Raw genomic sequence first — 22,654 nt, forward strand, 5'->3', positions numbered from 1 at the left:
ACATTAAAAGGAAGGTTAATGGTTTTTCCCTTACTCAATTCGCAAAGGTTAGCGTTAACCCCTATAAATTATGAGGATAGAGACGCTATTTTTGCTCTTGGTACTGTGGAGCAAAAATAGCGTTATTTAAGTTTTATGGCTGAAAAGCTAGTAAACGCTGAGGCAAAAGTAATTGAATACATAGACGTATATTACGTAGAAACATTATTTTGGGGCGCAAATTCTCATACTATTGCGGTTGGTTGGCCTCTAGTGCCTGTCAACTTACAAAAGCTTTATATCAATTTTCATGGTAAAGCGCCGCAAAACTAATACAACTAAAGCTCACATGTACTCGCTTACGCCTTTAATACTCCACCTCATTTAATAACTCATTTATTTTTTCATCGCCAATACACTCTCCATTAGACCAGTTTGCATTAAGCAGTGTAATTAAATTACCAATACGCTCTGACTTACGCTGTAGCTGCTCTATTAGTGCATTAGCTTCATGTTGTTTTTGAGTGAGGCGCTCAATAATGGCGTTGTGATCTAGCTCCTCATTAGGCTTACGCAGGGAGGGGATTTCTTCAAGCGAAAACCCTAAACTTTGTGCAAACTTAATCATTTTAAGCTGCTCTACACTGGCTTTGTCGTATTGCCTATACCCGTTGTTATTTCGCGTACCGGGTGGCAGCAGCCCTATACTTTCGTAATACCGTATGGTGCTTGCTGCAATACCTGAGTGCTTAGCTAGTTCACCTATTTTCATTATTGCCTCTACTATAAAAAAGCGGGTTGACCTTAAAGCTGACTTTAAGGTTATAGTGCCTGTAATGTCAATTTATGGTTTATATGTATGTCTGAGTTTGAACAATCTGCTGTATTTACGCCCTTTACCCTACCAAGCGGTTTAACGCTTAAAAACCGAGTAGTAAAAGCCGCTATGGAAGAGAACCTCGCAGAGGCCGACCTAACGCCATCGCAAGTGCTTAAAAATGTATACAACGAATGGGCAAAAGGCGGTTGCGGGTTAATTTTTACCGGCAATGTTATGGTTGACCACCTTGCAATGACAGGGCCTGGCGGCCTTGCCCTTGAGCAGCAAACCGATATAACGCCTTTTGCAGAGCTTGCTCGTTTAGGGCAACAAAACGACTGTAAAATTGTGATGCAAATAAATCACCCTGGCCGCCAAGTATTTAAAAAAATGGGCGGTAAAGCGCTAAGTGCCTCTGATATTGCGCTTAATATGGGTAAGCACTCTCACTTATTTGCCCAGCCAACAGCTATGGATAAAAGCGAGATTAGTGATGTTATCGCTCGTTTTACCCATACAGCGCAACAGGCCGAAAAAGCAGGTTTTAATGGCGTGCAAATACACGCTGCACAAGGCTATTTATTAGCGCAGTTTTTATCTCCACTAACTAATAAGCGTGATGACGAATGGGGCGGTAGCCTTGAGAATCGCGCGCGATTATTACTTGAAATAACACGCAGTATTAAAGCGCAATGCAGCGCCGGTTTTTCGGTATCGGTTAAGTTAAACTCAGCCGATTTTCAGCGCGGCGGCTTTGAGCCGCATGATGCGCAAGCAGTTGTTAATATGCTTAGTGCATTAAAGCTTGATTTTGTAGAGCTTTCAGGCGGCAGTTACGAAGCACCGGCTATGCAAGGAACAACGGGTGATGAACGTACACTTGCACGTGAGGCGTACTTTTTGGAATTTGCCAAAGCAATTAGCGAGCAATCAACCATACCCATTATGACCACCGGTGGCATTAGCCGATTAGATGTGGCAAATAAAGTAATTAGCTCAGGCGTAGCGCTCGTTGGTATGGCCACGGCACTGGCTTATCAACCTAATTTAGTTAATGCGTGGCAAAGTAATTCAGTGCAGCCGCTGTTAATGCCGCGCGTTACCTTTAAAGACAAAACCCTTGCAGGGCTTGCCGCTATGGCGCTGGTAAAAAGGCAAATTCGCCGAGTGGGCCAAGGCAAACGCGTTAAAGCAAATGCCTCGGCTATTTTTACTTTAATAAGTGACCAAATACGCGCTGCAAAGCTTACAAAGCGCTATCGAAAACGCTTTGCAAAAGAGCTAAATTAATTAGCTCTAGTTTAAACTGATATTTTCTATGCCACACTTGAGAGCGTTGATTGATGGGCGTTCGCATATGCCCAGTTAACGCACTCTTGCGCTAAAATAGCAATGGTATCTAGGCAGGTGTCTGGCGAGTGTTTGGCTTGTTCATTTAACACAAGCGGTATTTCTGTACAGCCAAACAACACGCAGTCAGCACCTTGAGCAAGCATTAAGTCGTATGCCTTGCTTAACAAGTGGCGACCTTTATTTAAATCGCCCGCTTTTACGGCGGTTATGCCATCCATTATGGCTGCTTGTTGCTGAGTGTTTGGTTCAACAAAATCAATATTGTGCTGCTTAAACGCATTTTGGTAAATGCCCATATTAAGCGTAGCGGTAGTGGCTAAAATACCAACCTTTTGTTTGCCCGTGGCTTTTACTTGTTTTATAACACTTTTTACAATGCTAATGGTGTGTACATCGGCATTTTTAGTGAGCGCGTCGTACCAGTAATGCGCGGTATTACACGGAATAACAATACAACTTACACCTAAGCTTGTTAGCTCTTTAAAGCCTTTTTTAAGCTCAAAAAATGGGTTTTCGTCTTCAAGACCCATTAAAAATTTTGTTCTGTCAGGAATTTGCGGGATATTCCTTATAAACATAGGTATATGCTCTTGATCATTTTTAGCGGGCGATAGCGCAATTACCTGATTCATAAATGAGGCGGTAGCCAAAGGCCCCATTCCACCTAATACGCCAAGAGTTCTAAGCATGATTGCATTCCGGTTATTGAGTTTATAGGCTTAATTTATAGTGTTTTATTTAGTTTGAATAATGCTATTATTTTAACATCCATGCACAAATTGCATAACTAAGTGGTCGCTATGAATATTGAAAGTAAATGGTTAGAAGATTTTTTAACGCTCTCGCACACAAAAAGCTTTTCGCAAGCGGCAAAGCTTAGGCATATTACGCAACCTGCATTTAGTCGGCGTATAAAAGCCCTTGAAGACGCCCTTGGCGCAGCCCTAATCGACCGAGAAAACTTGCCTATAACCCTTACCCCAAGCGGTAAAATATTTCATATAACGGCGCGTAATTTAGTTAACCAAATGAATACCTCGGTTAGCATGCTTGAGGAGTTATCGGTGCAGCAAAATTATTCTGTAAAGGTTGCAGCCGCACATTCTTTAGCGAGTTTTTTAACCTTACAACTCGCTAACTTTCAAACGCAAGATGAGCGCGACATTGTACTTAATTTAGAGGCTATAGACGTAGATAAAGCCACCGAAGCGCTAGAGCAAGGTGAATGCGACTTACTTATTGCCTTTGATAACGAACGCCTTAAACTGCCGCCGTTTAGTCATCAAAAAATAGGTAATGCTAAGTTATTACCTGTTAGCGCCTGTGACGAGCAAGGTAAAGCCTTATATAACCTAGAAAGCGCAGCGCCTATACCGCATTTAGCCTACAGCCTCGACTCCTACATGGGGCGGCAGTTAGAGCCTATTATATCGGGCGCTAAGCTTAAAAAGGTGTTTGTTTCATCCATGACTGAGCTTTTAAAAGTGCACGCTGTAGCGGGCAATGGTATTGCCTGGCTGCCCGACTACGTTATATCGAACGAGCTTAAAAATAATACCTTGGTAGTTGTAGGGAATGAGCACCATTGCGTGCCAATAACTTACTATGCGTATAGGTATCATGCGGCTTTGCACCCCGGTGGCGAAAGTGCGTGGAATAAATTAACTGAGCTAAATATAACCTAACTGTAAACCCCCGTTACAGTTAATAAGGTATTATTAATTTAAAACGATAACAGCTATGTGCAATTGAATTTTAATTATTTACCTATTTTATTATGGAGTTTTATTTCCATAATAATTGGGTGTTTTGTCTCTTTTTTAATACTCTTGATAAGGCCAAAATAGCGTCATCAACACAGAGTATTAACTAGCTAACGAGGCAACTCCCATGAAAGCAATTGGATATCAAAAAAGTTTACCTATCGAAAACGAATTATCATTACAAGACATTGAACTTGAAACGCCAACAGCACACGGCCACGATATTTTAGTAGAAGTTAAAGCGGTATCGGTTAACCCGGTTGATTTTAAAATTCGCCAAGCAATGCCAGCAGCTGAGGGCGAGTATAAAGTAATTGGTTGGGATGCAACTGGGGTTGTTAAATCGGTTGGCGAAAACGTATCGCTTTTTAAGCCAGGCGACAAAGTATGGTACGCAGGCGACATTACGCGCTCAGGCAGTAACGCGCAGTTTCAGTTAGTTGACGAGCGTATTGTTGGCCATATGCCAAGTTCGCTTTCGTATGGCGAAGCCGCAGCATTGCCGCTTACCAGCATTACTGCGTGGGAATTATTGTTTGACCGTTTAAACGTAGCTAAAAACGATGATTCTAAAAGCATTTTAGTTATTGGTGCCGCCGGTGGTGTGGGCTCAATAATGGTGCAGCTATTAAAGCAGCGCACTAAATTAAATATTATTGCCAGTGCTTCTCGTGCTGAAACAATATCGTGGTTAGAAGATTTAGGTGCCGACACTATTGTTAATCACCGTAACCCGTTAAGTGAAGAATTTGCAGCTAAAAACTTAAGCGAAGTGGATTACGTTGTTAGCTTAAACAATACAGAGCAGCACTTACCTGAAATTGAAAAAGTAGTGAAGCCACAAGGTCAATTTGCCCTTATTGATGACCCTGAAACACTTAATATTGTGCCATTTAAAAACAAAAGCGTGTCGGTACATTGGGAGCTTATGTTTACTCGCTCGTTATTTAAAACCGACGACATGCAAGAGCAACACGTTATTTTAAATAACGTAGCCACTATGATTGACCAAGGGCAAATTAAAACTACGGTAGGTGAGCACTTAGGTAAAATTAATGCAGCCAATTTACGCAAAGCGCATCAGCACCTTGAATCGCAAACCGCTAAAGGTAAAGTGGTGTTAGAAGGCTTTTAAGGCCTTTAGCTAATATAGTTTTTTTGAGTATACCCAAGCCCTAACGGGGCTTTTTTGTGGCTATTATTTATATAACTTGTTGTAATTAGGAATATGTTTTACCCAAAATGCAGGGCTGCCAATATACTCTTGTACAGTTTTTATAAATTCGCTCACCAGTGGTGTTTGTTTACGGTGAGGATACAGCGCGTAAATACCGGCGCCCGATGCGCTAAGCTTATAATTAGTTAATAGCGGCACTAGCCCCATTTCGTCTATGGGTTTTTCTAGGTTAAATAAATCTAGCATCACATACCCTAAACCCGCTTTTGTGGCATCAAGCATGGCGCGTACATCGCTTACCTTATAGTTGCCTTTCATTTTATGAGTTTTGTATTCATCACCATGAGGTTGGGTGCTTAATTTTATTTGATCTAGGCTTACATCGCCATTGCCATAAACCACCGCAGGTAAGGCGATAAGTTCTTCAGGTGTGCTTGGCATACCATGGCGTGCAATAAAGTCATTAGAGGCAACCAAAGCAAAGTGCATATCAGATATTTTTTTTGCCATTAGATTGGAGTCATTCAATTTGCCAATTCTAAATGCTAAATCGTAATGGTCGGCAATAATATCGTTGCGCTTATCATCAAGCATGAGGGTTATTTTTACCTCAGGGTACTTTTGCATAAATAAATTAATGGCCGGCTGCACATACTGCTGCCCAAAAAACATGCCCGAGGTAATACGCAAAATACCTTTAGGTTTTGCTTGGTAGGAGTCGGCAATGCTATGAATATCACTGAGCGTATCAATTAAAATATGCGCTTGCTGGAGTATTTCCTCTCCTGCGGAGGTAAGCGAAAACGAGCGCGTAGAGCGATTAAGTAACTGTATACCTAAACTGCTTTCTAGCTTTTTAATTTGCTTTGAAAGCGATGAGTTGTCCATATCGTGCAGGGCCGCGGCTTTTGCAAATGAGCCTTGCTGTACTACATCAACAAATAGCGCTAATTGGTTGGTGATTGACATCTCACTCTCCTAAATCCCAATAAGGTGTATCGGTGTAATAATTGCTCGCAAAATCAACAAACGCGCGCACTTTACTGGGTAAAAACTGCCTGTTTGCGTACACCATATAAAGCCCTATTGGCTCAGGCTCGTAGTCTTTTAATATACGTACTACTTTACCCTGTGCCAGCGCCTCACCAGCTATAAATGTTGGCTGCATGGCAATACCGCCACCTGCTATAGCGGCATTGAGTAGCAGGTCGCCATTGTTAGCAACTAGGTTACTTTCAAGCTTTAACTCGTTTTTAAGCTCGTTCGCTCCACGTAGCTTTTTTGTGGGCTCGGTGTGTGCGTAGCGTAAATAGTTATGCGATTGCAGCTCTTCTAAGCTAGTAGGCGTGCCGTGCTGCGCTAAATAAGAAGGAGAGGCAAATACCGCTAACCTAATAGGCGCTATTTTTTTAGCAATAAGTGAAGAGCTTTTTAAAACCCCAATGCGCAGCGCTATATCAATACCTTGCTCAACAATATCAACAAATTGGTCGGTAAGGTTTAGATCTAATTTTAAATTTGGATAGCGCTTTTGAAACTCAACCAATAGCGGTGCTAAGTGCTTAACCCCAAACGACATAGGGGCACTAATACTGAGCACACCTGAGACATTTTCGTTTAGGTTATCGAGCGAATTTTCCATGTCGTCTATATCGTCTAGTACCTGTAAGCAGCGGGTAAAATAGTGATCTCCCGCCTCGGTAGTGCTTACTTTGCGCGTGGTGCGGTGCAGTAATCGGGTAGCAAGCCCCTCTTCTAGCGCAGACACATACTTGCTCACAAGTTGCGGCGATATATCGAGCTTATCGGCAGCTTTAGAAAAAGACCCCTCTTGTACAACACTTACAAAAGTCTTCATGGTGGTTAGCTTATCCATTATTAGCAATGCCTTGTTTATAATTTTTAAATAAAGATCGTATTAATTATGTTTATAAAAACAGTTAAAGTCCACACATCGCATTTTTGCACAGTTAGTGAGTTTTTATAGCGTTATAAACACATTTTTTTGCGTAAATAACTATTTATTTACAACAAAATGGAGTTAATACGTGCTACTGCAGCAATCACGCTTCTTTTTATCCATTCTAACGCCAAGTCGGGTTTATTAATAATGCAGTATCGCTGTACGTGAATAAGCACGCTTATATTTTTATTAATGACTAAGAGATAAAGCCATGAAAAGATTAAACAACAAAGTAGCCATCGTTACTGGTGCAGCACAAGGTATTGGCGCTGCTTATGCAAAAGGTTTAGCTCAACAAGGCGCTAAAGTTGTGCTTGCTGATTTAGCCGACCCAAGCGCAGCTGTAGCTGAAATTATTGCCGCTGGCGGCCAAGCAATAGGCTGCAAAGTAGATGTAACGAATAGTGAATCGTTAGATGCCATGGTAAAACAAACCGAAGCTGAATTTGGCCCGGTTGAAATATTAGTTAACAATGCTGCTATATTTGCTGCGCTTGAGCTTAAACCATTTTGGGAAATATCTGAAGACGAATGGGATTTAGTTATGCGCGTAAATGCACGTGGGCCTTTTCAGTGTACCAAAGCAGTGTTGCCTAGCATGCGTAAATTAGGTCGCGGTAAAATCATTAACATTGCATCGGGTACATTTTTACGCGGTGCACCTATGTTTTGCCATTATGTGGCATCTAAAGGCGCGGTTGTTGGGCAAACACGTGCGTTGGCCACTGAGCTTGCTAACGATAATATTTTAGTTAATTGCCTATTAGTTGGCTTAACCGAAAGCGAAGGCGTTAAAAATAACGCACAGTTTGATAAAGCTAAAAATAGCACACTAGGCTCACGAGTAATAAAACGTGCAATGGAACCTGAAGACTTACTTGGTCCTATTTACTTTTTAGCTAGTGAAGACAGCGATTTTATGACCGGACAATGTATTAATGTTGATGGTGGTGCAATTAACTACTAACACGCCTGATTGCTTATTTAGTGTTAATTTAAAAGCCGATGTTTACGCACCGGCTTTTTAACGTGGGGGAAAATAAAAATCAGTTTAACAATACTGTATTTATAATATCTCAATGGGCGCTTTATTTATTAACAAAATAAAAGCCAATAAAATACGGGGATATTAATAAAACCCTTAGGTATTACCATGGCTCAACCTGCACTATTTATCTCTCACGGTTCACCTATTATGGCCGTACAGCAATCGCCAACGTCTGACTTTTTAAAAGCGCTTGGCAAGTCACTCAACACGCCACGCGCTATTGTTATTTTTTCGGCGCACTTTGATATGGCCCACGATGAAGCGGCTCATAATATTGTAATAACCGCAGGGCAAGCGCCTGAAACCATTCACGACTTTTATAATTTTCCTGCGCATATGTATAACATTAAATACCCAGCTCCAGGTCATCCTGAGCTTGCGGGTAATATTGCAACGCTATTTAAAAATAAAGGCATTACAGCAATACTTGATGAACGCCAAGGCTGGGATCATGGTGTATGGATACCACTGCGCTTAATGTACCCGCAGGCAAATATTCCTATTGTACAAGTGTCTATAAATACTCGATTAGGCGCAAAAGCCATGTATGAATATGGGCAGTTACTTGCCCCACTTCGTGACGATAATATATTAATTATTGGCTCTGGCGGCATTAGCCACAACCTACGAGAAGTGTTTAAAACCCCTGCTACACCTAACCGTGTACAAATGGTAAAAGCGTTTACCCAATGGGTTGAATATAAGCTTTTAGCGCAAGACACGCCCGCACTTTTAAATTACTTAGCCGATGCACCTCACGTGTTATTTAACCACCCTACCCAAGAGCATTTTTTACCACTCTTTGCTGCTTTGGGCGCAGGCGGCAAGCAAGTTGAAAAACTCTTTAGTGATATTGAACTGGATATTTTAGCGCTTGATACCTATAAGTTTTATTAATTTTAATCAGCACGCTGCAAGCGCCTTGTGTTTTTTTAATCAAAGTGTAATGGGGGTTTACAAAGCGTATGTTGGGTTAAGAGCAGCAAAGCCCAACATAAAGTTATAAAGTGGGCTTTAACGCAGCTTTTTAATGTAATTAGATGTGGCGCTATTTTTATGCGCGTCACCATAAATAATTGGTGACGGATAGTATTCTGCGTCTAACTGTATGGTGGAGGCAACATCTTCACCAAAGTAATCGGCAATAAAAGCAAGGCACATATCCATACCTGCTGACACACCCGCACAAGACCAAATATTGCCATCTTTTACAAAGCGTTCTTCAACTACGGTTACAGTGTTATCTTTTTTAAGGTGATCTAGAAAAGCCCAGTGGGTGGTTACTTTTTAATGCTTAAATAGCCCCGCTTTTTGCATTAAATACATACCAGTGCAAATAGATAAAACACTGTGGCAGTTTTCAGCTGTTTTTTTAAGATAATTAATAACGTCAAGGTCTTCCATTGCTATACGTGCACCACTACCGCCAGGTACAAATAATACATCGGGCTGCACTGGGTCAGTAAAAGGATAATCGGCACTAAAACGCATGCCGTGCTCACCTGAGGGAGTCATAGAATTTAGCGATATTAATTTGGGTTTTTCACATAGCCCCTTTTCTGCCAGCAGGCCTATTAGTTCCCAAGAACCAACTAAATCCAGCTCTTCAACTTTGTCGTAAATTAAAAAATATATTTTCATACTATGTTATTTAGTCCTTTAATTTGTATCGTTTTTAAATAATAGGCGCTGCAATCGTGTTGTAAACTTTATTAATTTGAGCAATCGTTCAAAGTAAGTTAAGCTCAAAACGACTAACTTACAAGTATCTTAAAATTATTGGGAGCAAACATGGCAACCACACTCGCATTTGACGTATACGGTGCGCTTATAAACACTCACGGCGTGCTGTCTTTACTTGAAGATATGATAGGCAATAACGCGCAAAACTTTTCAAATACATGGCGCGAAAAACAATTAGAGTATTCGTTTAGGCGTGGGTTGATGCAAAACTATATACCGTTTTCGTTATGTACCAAACATGCCCTCGATTACGCGTGTTTAGCGCATAAAACGCAGCTTAGTGACGATCAGAAGCAGCAATTGCTTGATCAGTATAAAATTTTACCGGCCTTTGACGATGTTAAAAAAGGCCTTGAGCAACTTAAAGCGCAAAATTACCGATTGTTTGCATTTTCTAATGGCGCTGCGGACGCGGTTAATAAATTGCTCGAAACTGCAGGTATTAGTGAGCTTTTTGAAGGTGTAGTAAGTGCCGACGATATGAAAACATTTAAGCCAAACCCAGGTGTTTACAGCCATTTCTTACGCGAGACCAATTCAACGGGCGCAAACACGTGGCTTATTTCGAGTAACCCGTTTGATATTACCGGCGCTATTTCACATGGTATGCGCGGAGCATGGATAAAACGCTCTGAGGATTCTATTTTTGATCCGTGGGAAATTCAGCCAACCACCGTAGCCACCGATCTAGTGGATTTAAAAAATAAGCTTGAAGATATCAATTAAGCTGCATTTTTACTTTTATATCTCTCTTTAGCACTTAAGGTTTAACCGAGTTGTAAAGGGGGCTTACTTCTTATAGTGGTACTGCCCACTTATAATACGTTAGCTTTTTACTACCCTCTCTCATCTCTTATATTTCAACCATCGTACTATTTTACAAACTGTCATTATTTAGCACACATTTTGGCACCTTCTCTTAGCTCATTTTATACTTTGTTAGTTTTTAAAGTAATTCCTTATAACTAATCAGTCACTCCTAATTGCGAAAATAAACCTATATCTAACCCTTAATCATTATTGTAAATGCAAATTGTTACCATTAAGATCCTCAGCCCCAATATAAGTACAACCAAGGAGCGAATATGTCACAATTACAATCGGCGCAGCTTAGCCCTGTCGAAAATAAAGCATTATTTGAGCAAAACGGGTTACCTCCTCAATTTAATCTCGATCAGTTTATTAACTACCAAATAGCGTCGTTGCAGGGGCTTTCGGCTGTACAACAAGCTATGGCTAAAGCGCAAAAGCCGTTTTCTGGCGTGTCTGTTAATACACTTGCCGCCACTGTAAATGATGTAGATTTAGCCAAACCTCTTGCTGATTTTCCTGCCGTATTAAACGAGCTTAAAAGTGTGTATTTAGATCACGCTGTGTATTTTCATCATCCGCGTTATATGGCGCATTTAAATTGCCCCGTTACGTACCCTGCAGTTGTAGCAGAGCACATCATTGGCGCAATCAATACGTCGGTAGACACCTGGGATCAAAGCGCTGGCGCGACCCTTATTGAACAAAAATTAATAGATTGGAGCTGTGAAAAAGCAAAATTACCTAGCACTGCTGATGGTGTTTTTACCAGTGGTGGTACGCAATCGAACTTAATGGCCATGCTTGTTGCTCGCGAAGTCGCAGTGAGCCGCTATGCACCTAATCATGAAGTAAAACTGCAAGGCTTGCCTGAAGTAGCCTCACGTTTTCGTATTTATTGCTCTGAGGTTGCGCATTTTAGTATTCAAAAGGCAGCGGCATTACTGGGCCTTGGCTATAACGCGGTAGTGCCCGTGGCTACAAACAATAAAATGCAAATGGATATGGACGTACTTAACCACGCAATTGCGGATTCTAAAGCTAAGGGCGATTTACCTATCGCTGTGGTAATTACCGCAGGTACAACCGATTTTGGCTCAATTGACCCTGTTGAAGACATAGCAAAACTTGCTAAAAAAGAGCAGCTTTGGTGCCATGTTGACGGCGCATACGGCGGCGGATTATTGGTAAGCGAGCATCACCGAAGTGCTTTAAACGGCATAGAACAAGTAGATTCAATTACCATTGATTACCATAAATCGTTTATGCAGCCGGTTAGCTGCAGTGCTTTTTTATTAAGTGACAAACGCCACTTTAGCCATATTACCCTTTACGCTGACTATCTAAACCCGCTTGCTGAGGCCGGCAATGGCACGCCAAATTTAGTTGATAAAAGCTTACAAACCACACGCCGTTTTGATGCCTTAAAACTGTGGTTAACACTGCGCACCATGGGCGAAGCACCACTTGGGCGAGCGTTTGATAAAGTAATTGGCCTTGCTCGTCAAACCCACATTGTGCTTAACGACCACCCTGATTTTGAAGTTATAAATTACCCAGAACTTAGCGCATTGGTATTTCGTTTTGCGCCAGAGGAGCTAAAACATAACCCCGATTTACTCGACACCCTAAACCTGCACGTACGCCAAACATTCTTAAATACTGGTGAAGCCATGATTGCGCGCACAAAAGTTAACGGCCGTCATTACCTTAAATTTACGTTACTTAATGCCCAGTGCCAATTGAGCGATGTGCGCGCCGTGCTTGAACAAATTAGTGCTATTGCGTGGCAAACGTATAAGGAGCAAAAATAATGAGTAACCAACCTTATGACTTTATAGCCATTGGCCTTGGCCCGTTTAATTTGTCGTTAGCGTGTTTAAGTGAGCCACTGGAGGGTGTTAAAAGCTTATTTTTAGAGCAGCGTAGTCAATTTGATTGGCACCCCGGCATGATGCTAGAAGGTGTTACTTTACAAACGCCGTTTATGTCTGACTTGGTGACTCTTGCAGACCCTACCAGCAAGTACAGTTTTTTAAATTATGCCAAGCTTAATAATCGCTTATACCCATTTTATATTCGCGAGAGCTTTTTTTTACTGCGTAAAGAATACAATCTCTATTGCCAGTGGGTGTGCTCGCAACTTAGTAACGTAAGCTTTGAGCAAAGTGTAACTAAGGTTGAGTTTTGCCAGCAAAGTGAGTGCTATACCGTTACCTGTAAAACCCCTAATGGGGAGCAACACTATGTTACGCGCCACTTAGTGCTTGGCACCGGCCCTGCCCCATATATTCCTGATTGCGCAGTGCAAAGTAATTCAAATAACGTACTGCACAGTAGTGATTTTTGCCACCGCCTTGATGAGCTAAAAGCTGCTAAACGCGTTACGGTTGTAGGAGCAGGACAAAGTGCGGCTGAAATTTATCACACCTTATTACAACAAGCTGTGCCACAAGGTTTGCAACTAGATTGGATTGCGCGATCGCCGCGTTATTTTCCGCTGGAATACACTAAACTCACCCTTGAAATGACCTCTCCTGAGTATGTTGATTACTTTTATAATTTAAAAACTGAGCAACGAGATTGGCTTAATCAAAATCAAAAAAACTTATTTAAAGGCATTAATGGCGATTTAATTAATGACATTTTTGACACCCTTTACGCGCAAAGCCTAGATGGACCCATATCTACCACATTTAAAACTAACAGCAAGCTTACCAATACACGTAAAAGTGCTGGTTGCTTAGTCACTGAGTTTTATCATCAAGAGCTAAATGAAGCCTTTGAAATAAAAACCGATTACTTAATTTGTGCCACGGGCTTTAAATACAAGCGCCCTGCTTTTTTAAACCCCATTGCACAGCAACTCCCAGAAGATGAGCAAGGCCGCTACTTAGTTAGCCGCGAGTATGCGGTAGATAGCGAACAAAAACGTATATTTGTACAAAATGCAGAGCAGCACACCCATGGTTTTGTAACCCCCGATTTAGGCATGGCGTGTTATCGCAACAGTATAATTTTGCGCGAAATACTCGGTTATGCGCCGTATCAGGTTGAACAAAAAATTGCTTTTCAGTGTTTTGATTTAAGCGATGTAGAAACCCATTCACAGCAAAAGAGTAACGCCGCATGAGTTTACGTTTAGCGCTTATTTTGCTTACGGTTATTTCGGTCGTGTGCGACACCTTATTACTGCCGTTTTATCCGCAATTTTTTGCCAGCGAATTTTCTGTAAGTAACCCCACACTTATTGGCGTGTTTGTAGCTAACTGTTGTATTACCGTTATGCTCGCGTTGCCCCTGTGGGCAAAGGTTGCCAAAAAATACCACGAGCTGGCTCTTTGGCTTGTAACGCAAGTTATTGCCGCCTGCTTTGGTTTACTTTGTTATTTTGCAACTAACGTGTGGGAGTTTTGGTTTTATTATCAGCTTATGTTGGTGCTTAAAGCCAGTTACCTGCTTATTTACCCGTTTGCACTGCGTTTAGAGCAGCAAAGTAAGCATCTTTCTATTATTGGCTTGTTTTCGGTACTTATGCACTTTGGTGCTATTGGCGGCGCGTTAGTGGGCGGGTACTTTTTTAGTATAAATGCACCGCGTTATGCATTGTTATTAAGTGCTGCGGGCGATGTTATACAAGTGCTGTTGTGTGCCTATTTAATGGTGAGCTTAAAGCTAGGTATTTATCAGCACGCGATTGAAAGCGAAAAACCGCGCACTCGCACGCCGTACTTTATTTGGCAATTTTGTTTTATAAGCGTGGTTGTTTACTTTAGTGCGTTTTTAATTAGGCCGTTTTTTACTACCCACTGGCAAGGTATGAGCGCACAAAACAGTGCATTCCAAAGTGCGCTTGTGTACGCCATTCCTGCTTTTGCAGCCCTACTAATGCTGTTGTTTAACCTCTTTAGGCAGCACTTACCTCTTCCTACGCTTAGCCGCACTAGCACGCTATTGTGCGCACTTATTTTTGGCGCTATTGGGCTTTATTTACAGGCGCAAGAGTCGGTGTGGTTAGTGGTCAGCTCTCGCGTTTTATACGGTATAGCATTGTTTCAGGTCATGGTTTTATTAGAAGTGATGCTATTTGCTAAAAGCGAGCCTGCTCACTACGGCAGTGATTTTGCCAAAGTACATGTTGCGCAAAATATTGGCGTTATTTTAGCGTCGTTATTAGTGGGTATGAGTGTGGAATATTTTAATACCACCGTGCCTTTTTACTTTGCTGCCATTGGCTTTGCAAGCCTTGGCGCTATTTTGCTATGGCGCGTTAAATTTGTTGGCCAAGCTGCACACACAGCCACTTAATAATTAAAAAGATTTAGGAGTTTTTATGTATTTTTCATCTTTTGTAACCACGTTACAACACACAGGTAATGTGACTATGCGGTTACTACAGCAAAGCGATATGCCCATAATTTGCCAGTGGCTTACACTGCCTTACGCCCATTTTTGGGGTATGAGTAAACAAACCCCCGAGCAAATGTGTAGCGCCTACCAAGATATACTTAACAACCCGCACCATCATGCCTATGTTATTGAGCAAAATAATGAGCTGCTTGCCTTAGTTGAGCTTTACAGCCCAAAGCACGACAAGCTACTCGCAGCCGCCTATGAGGTAATGCCAAACGATACCGGCATGCATATTTTACTTGCCCCAAATACACAGCCTAAACGCCATTTTAGTTTTGAAATAATGCAGTGCGTATTGCACAGTATTTTTACTCATAATGCCGATGCACGCGTAGTAGTAGAGCCCGATATTGCCAATAGTAAAATTCATACCTTAAATAAGCGTTTAGGCTTTGTGCATACTAAGCAAATAACCCTTGGTGATAAAAACGCCTACCTTGGGTTTTGTAATAAAGCTGCATTTGAAACGCATGTTAATTTACATCACAAAGCGCAAACGCCAATAAACACCGACTATGTAAAGTTTGACCACTGGCAGTGGGCTAACAGGCACTTACAAAGTAAAGCCATTAGCGAACTGGTACACGAGCGCTTATTGGTTGCAGAGCAAACCCCACAAGGTTTTAAAGTAAATATTGAAGGGGGTTATTTTATATTTAATGGCCGTGCTATGGCGCTTAATCACATAGATATAGACGAGCCAAGCTTATGCTTTTATAACCTTAACAACGAGCAAGCAGAGCTTGATGTACTGCACTTTTTTAGCGTGCAAGGCCCTGCGCTGGGTTTAACTGGCGAGCGTTTAGCCACCTACCTTGAAGAGCTTAACGCCACACTTGCCAGTGCCTGTTATAAACGCGAAAACAACACCCTTAGCGCAGCCGAACTTGCGCAATTAGGGCTGCAACAAATAGAGGCTGCAATGAGCGAAGGCCACCCTGCGTTTGTGGCTAATAATGGCCGAATTGGTTTTAGCAAAAGCGACTTTTTACGCTATGCGCCAGAGGTGGGTAAACCGTTTAAAGTGCTGTGGTTAGCGGCGCACAAAACAGTATGTGATTTTGCTTATAGTGAATACTTTAGTGATTACCCAAGCCATATTAGTGGCGAGCTTGATTTAACCACTCGTAATGCGTTTAACAAAGCGCTAAAAACGCAAAACCTAAACCCCGACGACTACCTATTTATGCCTGCCCACCCGTGGCAATACCAACATAAATTAAGTGTGGTGTTTGCCAACGAGTTTGCCAATAACCGTTTAGTGTATTTAGGTGAAGGCGACGATTTATATCAAGCGCAACAATCTATTCGCACGTTATATAACTGCTCACACCCGCATAAGCCGTATTTAAAAGTGGCGCTGTCTATTTTAAATATGGGTTTTATGCGCGGGCTTTCGCGCGCTTATATGGCGGTAACCCCGGCTATAAATGATTGGGTATTTAATAAAGTAAACTACGACCCCGCGCTCAGTGCGTGCAATTTTACTGCACTAAGAGAGTACGCCACCTTAGGGTATGCGCATCATACCTTTGAGCAAAGCGCATTGGGCGATACACCGTATCGTAAAATGTTTGCCTGTTTATGGCGCGAAAACCCAAACCATAACTTACAAAATAATGAGCAGCTCACCACCATGGCCGCACTACTGCACCTAGATAACGACGGTAAAAGTATGGCAGGTGCATTAATAGATCAAAGTGGTTTAAGCACACATGCTTGGCTGCAACACTATTTTAACGCCTATCTTATTCCGTTAGTGCATTGTTTTTATGCCCATAAATTAGTGTTTATGCCGCACGGCGAAAACCTTATTTTAAAACTTAAAAATTCAGTCCCTGTGGGCGCTTACATGAAAGACATAGGCGAAGAAGTCGCGCTGCTTAATAGCACTGAACCTTTACCTGAGGAAGTGTCGCGTATTCATATTGCTATGCCAAAAGAGCTTGAGTTACTGAGCATATTTACCGATGTATTTGACTGCTTTTTTAGATACCTAGTGGCTATTTTAGTAAGAGAAGAGCGCATTACCGAGCACGACTTTTGGCACGGCGTTGCGCAAAGTGTTAAAGCGTATCAACAGGCTAACCCTGCCTTAAATGCGCGTTTTAAAGAGTATGATTTTTTTGGTGATGAATTTGCACACTCTTGCTTAAACCGCTTGCAGCTTGGCAATAATAAACAAATGGTTGATTTAACCAACCCAGCAGGCAGTTTACAGTTTGCCGGAAGTTTAAATAACCCGGTATCGGCAAAGCTGTATGGCTAAGCCAGTAACCCTTGCGCACTTTTTATTTTGCCCAGATGAGCCAGCTACTGCGGCTCACCCAAGCTTAGATTTAGTGCGCACATTAGCGATTCATTGCAAGGCGCACTACCCACATGCGCCTAGGCAATTTATTAGTCGGCATTTATATTTGCAGCTTTGTTGGCAAACTATTTATGCCTATTGTTATTGGTATACGTGTAAACACAACGCGCATAGTCCCATGCAATTACAGCTTAAAATTAATGGCGCTTATAGCCGAGGGTTTAACCTCAGCGGTGCGCCTATATTAAGTAAAGCCGAGCAAAACACTGCACTTATTGAGTTTATTAGCTGTGTAGGTAAGTGGATCAATACAGATTATGCGCTGGGTGAAAAAGAGCAAGGGCGCTTATTAATCGACACCCTTAACAGTGCATTTGAGCGCGCACATAGCTTAAATTTAGCAAGCGCTGATCACACTACACATTGCCATCAACAGCTACACAATTTAATCAGCAATCACTTTAATTTAAACAGCCCATTTAAATTAACGGCCGATCGCTTAACGTGCTGTCGTTATTATTTAGCTGGTTACAGCAAATGCCAAACCTGCCCTAAAAAGGATATTAAAACCAATGAACACACGTCTTAAAACGATAGACCTTGCCCGAGGTGCGAGCGTTTTTATTATGATTTTGGTACACACCCTATGGATGTACTCGAGCACAACGCTTCAAAGTGAGAGCCTATTTGGTGCTGTTATTCATATACTTGGCAAAGGCACAGCCTCGTTTTTGGTGGCAATGGGGCTGTCTATGGCGCTTTCGCGCAGGCAAACCCCCATGTTATTAATTAAGCGTGGTATACAGCTTTTACTCCTTGCGTATTTGATGAATGTGGCAAAGTTTTGGCTACCCATTGAGGTATTTAATACCATGCCCGAGGCATTTATAAATGCCTATGGCTGGCAAAGCCCGCTCAGTGCTGGGCAGTTACAATTTATGGTGTTAACCGGTGATATTTTACAACTTGCTGGGGTGAGCTTAGTGCTGTTTGGCGCGCTTAATATTGCCCGCTGGAAAACCCCATGGATTGCATGTTTAGCCATGGCTATTGCACTTGTAAGCCAGTTTGTTAGGGGGCAGCAGTTTGCGCTTTCGCCTTACATTAGCGATTTGTTTTTTGCTAATAACTACCAAGTTTATTTTCCGGTATTTCCGTGGGTAAGCGCTATATTAACGGGGTATGTGCTTGGGCGTGTATATATAAATAGCCAACATAATGCAGCGTATTTATTTAATGTGTGTGCAAAGTTAGGGGCCGCATTATTAGTGATTGGTTCAGTGTGGTTATTTATTGATTTTAAAGGCCAGTTTGGCAACTTTTTTCACTTAAATGGCGGCGGTATTATTTATTTAGTGGGTTTAAATTTATGTGCATTAGCCTTAATAGAATATGCCATTGCCAATAAATTTAATGGCCTTATTACACGCGCTCTTTTATATGCGAGCAAACATGTAACGGCCCTTTACATTATTCAATGGGTGCTAATTTGCTGGCTTATGGGCGTGTTTGGTTATCATACCCAGTCGTTTTGGCCAACGTTGTGCTTAATGGTACTTATGAGCTTATTAACCTTTGCAGTGCACAAAGTGTATTTGCAAGCTAAGCAAACCATATTCGCTATTAAGCAAAAGCCTAAGCGCACAGCATAAACTGTAAAGGGGCTTTACGGGCGCAGTTACACGCGCCCTAGCCGGCCTTTATTGCTTCAATTACTGTGTTCATGCGCTTTGCCATTGGCCTATTTCGGTGATGGCATACATAAATATTTTCACTAATCGGATTAGCTAAATGGTGCGTTTTAATAAGCGCAGGTTTATTAAATGCGCTAACAGCATGCGCAGGTAAAACCGTAAAACCTAGCCCTAAACTGACCGGCTCCAGTATTAAACTTATTTGGTTAGAAAACCCCGTGCGCTTAATTTGATCAACATGCTCAAACTCGCTGTAGTTTTCGCTAAGTAATAGCTGCGCGTGGTGTTTTGCATCGGGATGGCCAATAAAGCCAAGCTCACATAAAACCTCCCATGTTGGGTTTTTAATATGTGTGGGGGTTACTAATAATAAAGCTTCTTGGCCAATTTTGTGGCTGGTAACTTCGCTAAGCGTGGGGGCTTGGGTTAAAAAGCCTATGTCGGCACTGTGGTTTGCCACCGCTTGCTCTACACTGGTATTAGGTGCAAAGCGATAATCAATATTAAGCTTGGTATGCTCAGCCTGTAATGCTAATAATTGGCTATAAAATTGTAGCCCACAACTACCAGGCGATTGTATTTTTACTAGGCCGCTGTAAGGCGAGTCATCTTTTAATTGTTGTTCTAAAAATTGCCATTCTTTTAATAACAAACTGCCTTGCTGATACAAGTTTTGCCCATGCACGGTAAGGGTAAATTGTTTGCCGTGGCGCTCTAATAGCGCGCAGTTTACTTGCTGCTCTAGCTTTTTAATGTGCTGACTTACGCCCGATTGGGTCATAAAAAGACGCTCGGCGGTTTGGGTAAAATGATTTACCTCAACCAAAGTACAAAACGTATTTAACCATGTTGGATTTATCATTACAAAACGTACTCAAAACGATGATTAATGATAATTTTACTTAATGTTAGTCGATTCGTAAACTAACTCCATCAACTAGCCACAAGATAAGTCACAAGTTAAAGAGGAAGCATTATGAGTCATACATATCCACGTAGTTTTTCGCACATTGGTATTTCGGTTCCCGACGTTGAAAAAGCAGTCGAGTTTTACACTAAGGTGATGGGCTGGTACACCATAATGGAGCCTACCGTGATCACTGAAGATAACAGCCCCATTGGCGAAATGTGTACCGATGTATTTGGCCCAAATTGGGAAAAATTTAAAATAGCGCACCTTTCAACAGGCGACCGTATTGGTGTCGAAATTTTCGAATTTAAAAACCAAGAAAACCCTAAAGACAACTTTGAATACTGGAAAACCGGTATCTTTCATTTCTGTGTACAAGACCCAGATGTTGAAGGCTTAGCGGAGCGTATTGTTGCTGCAGGTGGTAAAAAACGTATGCCAGAGCCACGTTACTACTACCCTGGCGAAAAGCCGTACCGCATGATCTACATGGAAGACCCATTTGGTAACATCCTTGAGATTTACAGCCACAGCTACGAGCTTATTTACAGCGCAGGCGCTTATTAAACGTAGCTAATTTAAAAAAGTTTAGCTAAAAACAAAGGCCGCAGTATTTATTTACTGCGGCCTTTTTGTTTTAAATAGACTTGTAGATTATTAATTTGGCTAATATTGGGTGTATAAAAATCAATATCTTCATTTGATTGATTATAGGTACATACACTGATAGCTTACTAATTGCACAAAGTTGTTCTAAAGGAAAAACATGAATCTGTCACTAGAAGACATCACCGCCGATAACTATGAAGCCATATGCGAATTGGATGTTACTAAAACGCAAGAAGAATACGTAGCGTGTAATATGTGGTCGTTAGTTGAGGCGCACTACAATAGCGGGTATACCTGTAAAGCGATTTACTTAAATGCTCTGCCAGTTGGCTTTCTTATGTGGGTACAAGAAACCCCTGCAAAGGTTTCTATTTGGCGCTTTATGGTAGATCAAACTCATCAAAATAAAGGCATTGGGCGCAAAGCACTGGCTATGGCAATTGAAGAGATTAAAACGATTTCTAAGCTTGAACAAATCGAGATTTGTTATAACCCGCAAAATCCTGTTGCTAAAAACTTTTATTCAAGCTTCGGGTTTGAGGAAGTGGGCCTCGATGAGGATGACGACGATATGTTAGCGATTATTAAGCTATAATTTTAATTATTAAAAAGGGATTTTTATGAAGCATCTTATTACTGGTTTAGTTGTACTTTGCCTATCTTATTCGGCTCATGGTAATGAAAAAACAGCGCAAAATTTTATTACTGTTTTTAACGAGGGTTCTCAGAGTGAAGTTATTGAGTACCTCTCAAATAATATGTCTCAGAGTAGAATAGAGACCTACGGCCTTGATGCTTATGTTGGAGTGTTTTTAAACGAGAAAAATACTTATGGAAAACTAAAAGTATTAGAGTACCTACCAGAAAAAAATAATAATGATCGTATACGTGTTATTTCTCAAAATAATAACTTTGAGTATGAACTTGTTATAAATAAACAAAGTTCTCCTCCTCACAAAATTAACTACAGCAGTTTTAATGATGTTGAGTTAAAAAATATAAAAAATGCTTCACTCACCCCAAAAAGCTTTAGCCAAGAATTAGCGCAATTTATTGATAACTTAGATAATAACAACGCGTTTTCTGGTGCTGTATTAGTCGCTAAAGGCCAAAATGTTTTATTTCAAAAGGCGGTAGGTTATGCCAGCAAAGAGTGGCAGGTTAAAAATAATTTAGAGACTAAGTTTTCTTTAGGCTCTATGAATAAAATGTTTACCGCTATAGCGGCGTTGCAACTTATTGAAAAAGGCAAACTCAAGCTCGACGATAAGCTAGTTAACTTTGTAGATAAAAGCTGGCTTCCTGAAGGCGATACAGATTTAATTACTGTTAGGCACCTTTTAACGCACACATCAGGATTAGGTAACTTTTTTAATGAAGAATTTAATGCCAGCAACAAAGAGGCATATCGAGACCTTTCAGCTTATAAACCCCTAGTGGCAAGTACCCCTCTTCTTTTTAAACCTGGCACACGAAACCGATACAGTAATTCAGGAATGCTAATGCTTGGGCTTATAGTTGAAAGTGTAACTGAGGAGTCTTACTACAGTTATGTAGATAAGCATATTTATAAAAAAGCGGGTATGCAAAATTCGGGGAGCTTTGCACTAGATGATGTAAACAATAACCTAGCAACGGGTTATTTAAAGCGAATGCATAGTAGCGGCTGGGTGAATAGTATTTACACCAGAGCTATTAAAGGCAGCCCTGCCGGTGGAGGTTTTTCGACGGTTGGGGACTTACACCGTTTTTCTTTGGCGTTAACACAATTTAAATTATTAAATAAAGAGTTAACACAAGCAGCTTATAGTGAAAAAACACAGTATAATTCAGCGCCTTGGTATGGTTATGGTTTTTCAGTCGGTGGAACCGATACTAATCGAGTTATAGGGCATGGCGGTGCATATTTAGGTGTTGATGCGCGGTTAGATATACATTTAGACGATGACTTCATTGTTGTTATTTTAGCTAATCAGTCAGATGTAGTGTCACCGGTAAGAAGAAAAATCAATGAATTGATTTCTAGCTATAAGCCGTAACAAATTTCAAATTGGAGTAACA

At 41.2% G+C, this 22,654-nt stretch carries 23 protein-coding genes; 16 read left to right on the top strand and 7 right to left on the bottom strand.

The annotated features are described in order from the left end of the window. Positions 1 to 135 precede the first annotated feature (135 nt). Entirely contained in the window at positions 136 to 312 is a 177-nt protein-coding gene (locus tag VOI46_RS18930; protein WP_004586297.1) for a hypothetical protein, read from the top strand. Positions 313 to 346: 34 nt separating this feature from the next. On the opposite strand, the gene VOI46_RS18935 is transcribed toward VOI46_RS18930, so the two are convergent. Then, on the bottom strand, positions 347 to 751 hold the full coding sequence (locus VOI46_RS18935) for a MerR family transcriptional regulator (protein ID WP_004586296.1): 405 nt from the start codon (positions 749 to 751) through the stop codon (positions 347 to 349). 87 nt (positions 752 to 838) lie between these two features. Here VOI46_RS18935 and VOI46_RS18940 point away from each other — a divergent pair, with 87 nt between their 5' ends. Then, positions 839 to 2,089, top strand: coding sequence for an NADH:flavin oxidoreductase/NADH oxidase family protein (locus VOI46_RS18940; RefSeq protein ID WP_004586295.1), 1,251 nt, complete (start codon positions 839 to 841; stop codon positions 2,087 to 2,089). A gap of 26 nt (positions 2,090 to 2,115) precedes the next feature. Here the strand turns inward: VOI46_RS18940 and VOI46_RS18945 are convergent, their stop codons facing one another. Then, entirely contained in the window at positions 2,116 to 2,841 is a 726-nt protein-coding gene (locus VOI46_RS18945; RefSeq protein ID WP_004586294.1) for an amino acid racemase, read from the bottom strand. Between the two features lie 111 nt (positions 2,842 to 2,952). Here VOI46_RS18945 and VOI46_RS18950 point away from each other — a divergent pair, with 111 nt between their 5' ends. Next, positions 2,953 to 3,837, top strand: coding sequence for a LysR family transcriptional regulator (locus VOI46_RS18950; RefSeq protein WP_273604499.1), 885 nt, complete (start codon positions 2,953 to 2,955; stop codon positions 3,835 to 3,837). A gap of 205 nt (positions 3,838 to 4,042) precedes the next feature. Further along, positions 4,043 to 5,050, top strand: coding sequence for a zinc-binding alcohol dehydrogenase family protein (locus tag VOI46_RS18955; RefSeq protein WP_029771784.1), 1,008 nt, complete (start codon positions 4,043 to 4,045; stop codon positions 5,048 to 5,050). A gap of 63 nt (positions 5,051 to 5,113) precedes the next feature. Here the strand turns inward: VOI46_RS18955 and VOI46_RS18960 are convergent, their stop codons facing one another. Both VOI46_RS18960 and VOI46_RS18965 read right to left on the bottom strand, forming a co-directional pair. Continuing rightward, positions 5,114 to 6,061 carry a LysR family transcriptional regulator gene (locus tag VOI46_RS18960; RefSeq protein ID WP_004586291.1) on the bottom strand — a complete coding sequence of 316 codons (948 nt, stop codon included), beginning with the start codon at positions 6,059 to 6,061 and terminating at the stop codon, positions 5,114 to 5,116. A gap of 1 nt (position 6,062) precedes the next feature. Next, on the bottom strand, positions 6,063 to 6,968 hold the full coding sequence (locus VOI46_RS18965) for a LysR family transcriptional regulator (RefSeq protein ID WP_004586290.1): 906 nt from the start codon (positions 6,966 to 6,968) through the stop codon (positions 6,063 to 6,065). A 298-nt stretch (positions 6,969 to 7,266) separates the two neighbouring features. Here VOI46_RS18965 and VOI46_RS18970 point away from each other — a divergent pair, with 298 nt between their 5' ends. Together VOI46_RS18970 and VOI46_RS18975 are read left to right on the top strand one after the other, a co-directional pair. Continuing rightward, positions 7,267 to 8,022 (top strand): glucose 1-dehydrogenase, encoded by a 756-nt coding sequence (locus tag VOI46_RS18970; protein ID WP_004586289.1) that lies wholly within the window; start codon positions 7,267 to 7,269, stop codon positions 8,020 to 8,022. Positions 8,023 to 8,208: 186 nt separating this feature from the next. Continuing rightward, positions 8,209 to 9,000, top strand: a complete 792-nt coding sequence (locus VOI46_RS18975) for a dioxygenase (RefSeq protein ID WP_004586288.1) — start codon at positions 8,209 to 8,211, stop codon at positions 8,998 to 9,000. Positions 9,001 to 9,117: 117 nt separating this feature from the next. Here VOI46_RS18975 and VOI46_RS18980 read toward each other — a convergent pair whose 3' ends face one another. Together VOI46_RS18980 and VOI46_RS18985 are read right to left on the bottom strand one after the other, a co-directional pair. Beyond that, entirely contained in the window at positions 9,118 to 9,264 is a 147-nt protein-coding gene (locus VOI46_RS18980) for a hypothetical protein (RefSeq protein ID WP_198288820.1), read from the bottom strand. A 126-nt stretch (positions 9,265 to 9,390) separates the two neighbouring features. Continuing rightward, positions 9,391 to 9,744 (bottom strand): DJ-1/PfpI family protein, encoded by a 354-nt coding sequence (locus VOI46_RS18985; protein ID WP_004586286.1) that lies wholly within the window; start codon positions 9,742 to 9,744, stop codon positions 9,391 to 9,393. Positions 9,745 to 9,894: 150 nt separating this feature from the next. On the opposite strand from VOI46_RS18985, the gene VOI46_RS18990 reads away from it, so the two are divergent. The 7 genes from VOI46_RS18990 (at position 9,895) to VOI46_RS19020 (ending at position 19,032) form a co-directional block, all read left to right on the top strand. Further along, positions 9,895 to 10,572: a haloacid dehalogenase type II gene (locus VOI46_RS18990; RefSeq protein ID WP_004586285.1), complete on the top strand. Its 678-nt coding sequence runs from the start codon at positions 9,895 to 9,897 to the stop codon at positions 10,570 to 10,572. Positions 10,573 to 10,931: 359 nt separating this feature from the next. Next, positions 10,932 to 12,470, top strand: coding sequence for an aspartate aminotransferase family protein (locus VOI46_RS18995; RefSeq protein ID WP_004586284.1), 1,539 nt, complete (start codon positions 10,932 to 10,934; stop codon positions 12,468 to 12,470). Beyond that, positions 12,470 to 13,789: a SidA/IucD/PvdA family monooxygenase gene (locus VOI46_RS19000; RefSeq protein WP_004586283.1), complete on the top strand. Its 1,320-nt coding sequence runs from the start codon at positions 12,470 to 12,472 to the stop codon at positions 13,787 to 13,789. Before VOI46_RS18995 ends, VOI46_RS19000 begins: the two co-directional genes overlap by 1 nt. Beyond that, positions 13,786 to 14,964 carry an MFS transporter gene (locus VOI46_RS19005; RefSeq protein ID WP_324738285.1) on the top strand — a complete coding sequence of 393 codons (1,179 nt, stop codon included), beginning with the start codon at positions 13,786 to 13,788 and terminating at the stop codon, positions 14,962 to 14,964. The genes VOI46_RS19000 and VOI46_RS19005 overlap by 4 nt, the downstream gene beginning before the upstream one ends. A gap of 25 nt (positions 14,965 to 14,989) precedes the next feature. Further along, a complete protein-coding gene (locus VOI46_RS19010) occupies positions 14,990 to 17,338 on the top strand; it encodes a GNAT family N-acetyltransferase (protein WP_004586281.1) in 2,349 nt (782 codons plus the stop codon). Further along, entirely contained in the window at positions 17,331 to 17,969 is a 639-nt protein-coding gene (locus VOI46_RS19015; RefSeq protein WP_004586280.1) for a hypothetical protein, read from the top strand. Before VOI46_RS19010 ends, VOI46_RS19015 begins: the two co-directional genes overlap by 8 nt. Next, the gene (locus tag VOI46_RS19020; protein WP_004586279.1) at positions 17,953 to 19,032 is read left to right on the top strand and encodes a heparan-alpha-glucosaminide N-acetyltransferase domain-containing protein; all 1,080 of its coding nucleotides are present in this window, start codon (positions 17,953 to 17,955) and stop codon (positions 19,030 to 19,032) included. Before VOI46_RS19015 ends, VOI46_RS19020 begins: the two co-directional genes overlap by 17 nt. 37 nt (positions 19,033 to 19,069) lie before the next feature. Here the strand turns inward: VOI46_RS19020 and VOI46_RS19025 are convergent, their stop codons facing one another. After that, on the bottom strand, positions 19,070 to 19,936 hold the full coding sequence (locus tag VOI46_RS19025) for a LysR family transcriptional regulator (protein ID WP_004586278.1): 867 nt from the start codon (positions 19,934 to 19,936) through the stop codon (positions 19,070 to 19,072). A 114-nt stretch (positions 19,937 to 20,050) separates the two neighbouring features. Between VOI46_RS19025 and VOI46_RS19030 the strand changes: the two genes are divergently transcribed. The 3 genes from VOI46_RS19030 (at position 20,051) to VOI46_RS19040 (ending at position 22,632) form a co-directional block, all read left to right on the top strand. Then, complete coding sequence (locus VOI46_RS19030) at positions 20,051 to 20,551, top strand: lactoylglutathione lyase family protein (protein ID WP_004586277.1); 501 nt, start codon at positions 20,051 to 20,053, stop codon at positions 20,549 to 20,551. Positions 20,552 to 20,750: 199 nt separating this feature from the next. Further along, entirely contained in the window at positions 20,751 to 21,188 is a 438-nt protein-coding gene (locus VOI46_RS19035) for a GNAT family N-acetyltransferase (RefSeq protein WP_004586276.1), read from the top strand. Positions 21,189 to 21,213: 25 nt separating this feature from the next. Next, positions 21,214 to 22,632 carry a serine hydrolase domain-containing protein gene (locus tag VOI46_RS19040; protein ID WP_004586275.1) on the top strand — a complete coding sequence of 473 codons (1,419 nt, stop codon included), beginning with the start codon at positions 21,214 to 21,216 and terminating at the stop codon, positions 22,630 to 22,632. Positions 22,633 to 22,654: the final 22 nt, after the last annotated feature.

The organism is Pseudoalteromonas sp. CuT4-3 (genome assembly GCF_035666335.1).
GTDB classification, from domain to species: domain Bacteria; phylum Pseudomonadota; class Gammaproteobacteria; order Enterobacterales; family Alteromonadaceae; genus Pseudoalteromonas; species Pseudoalteromonas atlantica.

Excerpts from the sequence above, each read along its gene's own strand:
- VOI46_RS18945 (WP_004586294.1), bottom strand. The coding sequence starts at position 2,841 with ATGCTTAGAACTCTTGGCGTATTAGGTGGAATGGGGCCTTTGGCTACC.
- VOI46_RS18930 (WP_004586297.1), top strand. The coding sequence starts at position 136 with ATGGCTGAAAAGCTAGTAAACGCTGAGGCAAAAGTAATTGAATACATA.
- VOI46_RS18935 (WP_004586296.1), bottom strand. The coding sequence starts at position 751 with ATGAAAATAGGTGAACTAGCTAAGCACTCAGGTATTGCAGCAAGCACC.
- VOI46_RS19000 (WP_004586283.1), top strand. The coding sequence starts at position 12,470 with ATGAGTAACCAACCTTATGACTTTATAGCCATTGGCCTTGGCCCGTTT.
- VOI46_RS18965 (WP_004586290.1), bottom strand. The coding sequence starts at position 6,968 with ATGGATAAGCTAACCACCATGAAGACTTTTGTAAGTGTTGTACAAGAG.
- VOI46_RS19020 (WP_004586279.1), top strand. The coding sequence starts at position 17,953 with ATGAACACACGTCTTAAAACGATAGACCTTGCCCGAGGTGCGAGCGTT.
- VOI46_RS18940 (WP_004586295.1), top strand. The coding sequence starts at position 839 with ATGTCTGAGTTTGAACAATCTGCTGTATTTACGCCCTTTACCCTACCA.
- VOI46_RS19025 (WP_004586278.1), bottom strand. The coding sequence starts at position 19,936 with ATGATAAATCCAACATGGTTAAATACGTTTTGTACTTTGGTTGAGGTA.
- VOI46_RS18985 (WP_004586286.1), bottom strand. The coding sequence starts at position 9,744 with ATGAAAATATATTTTTTAATTTACGACAAAGTTGAAGAGCTGGATTTA.
- VOI46_RS19015 (WP_004586280.1), top strand. The coding sequence starts at position 17,331 with ATGGCTAAGCCAGTAACCCTTGCGCACTTTTTATTTTGCCCAGATGAG.
- VOI46_RS18980 (WP_198288820.1), bottom strand. The coding sequence starts at position 9,264 with ATGTGCCTTGCTTTTATTGCCGATTACTTTGGTGAAGATGTTGCCTCC.
- VOI46_RS18950 (WP_273604499.1), top strand. The coding sequence starts at position 2,953 with ATGAATATTGAAAGTAAATGGTTAGAAGATTTTTTAACGCTCTCGCAC.
- VOI46_RS18970 (WP_004586289.1), top strand. The coding sequence starts at position 7,267 with ATGAAAAGATTAAACAACAAAGTAGCCATCGTTACTGGTGCAGCACAA.
- VOI46_RS18960 (WP_004586291.1), bottom strand. The coding sequence starts at position 6,061 with ATGTCAATCACCAACCAATTAGCGCTATTTGTTGATGTAGTACAGCAA.
- VOI46_RS19035 (WP_004586276.1), top strand. The coding sequence starts at position 20,751 with ATGAATCTGTCACTAGAAGACATCACCGCCGATAACTATGAAGCCATA.
- VOI46_RS19040 (WP_004586275.1), top strand. The coding sequence starts at position 21,214 with ATGAAGCATCTTATTACTGGTTTAGTTGTACTTTGCCTATCTTATTCG.
- VOI46_RS18975 (WP_004586288.1), top strand. The coding sequence starts at position 8,209 with ATGGCTCAACCTGCACTATTTATCTCTCACGGTTCACCTATTATGGCC.
- VOI46_RS18995 (WP_004586284.1), top strand. The coding sequence starts at position 10,932 with ATGTCACAATTACAATCGGCGCAGCTTAGCCCTGTCGAAAATAAAGCA.
- VOI46_RS18955 (WP_029771784.1), top strand. The coding sequence starts at position 4,043 with ATGAAAGCAATTGGATATCAAAAAAGTTTACCTATCGAAAACGAATTA.
- VOI46_RS19030 (WP_004586277.1), top strand. The coding sequence starts at position 20,051 with ATGAGTCATACATATCCACGTAGTTTTTCGCACATTGGTATTTCGGTT.
- VOI46_RS18990 (WP_004586285.1), top strand. The coding sequence starts at position 9,895 with ATGGCAACCACACTCGCATTTGACGTATACGGTGCGCTTATAAACACT.
- VOI46_RS19005 (WP_324738285.1), top strand. The coding sequence starts at position 13,786 with ATGAGTTTACGTTTAGCGCTTATTTTGCTTACGGTTATTTCGGTCGTG.
- VOI46_RS19010 (WP_004586281.1), top strand. The coding sequence starts at position 14,990 with ATGTATTTTTCATCTTTTGTAACCACGTTACAACACACAGGTAATGTG.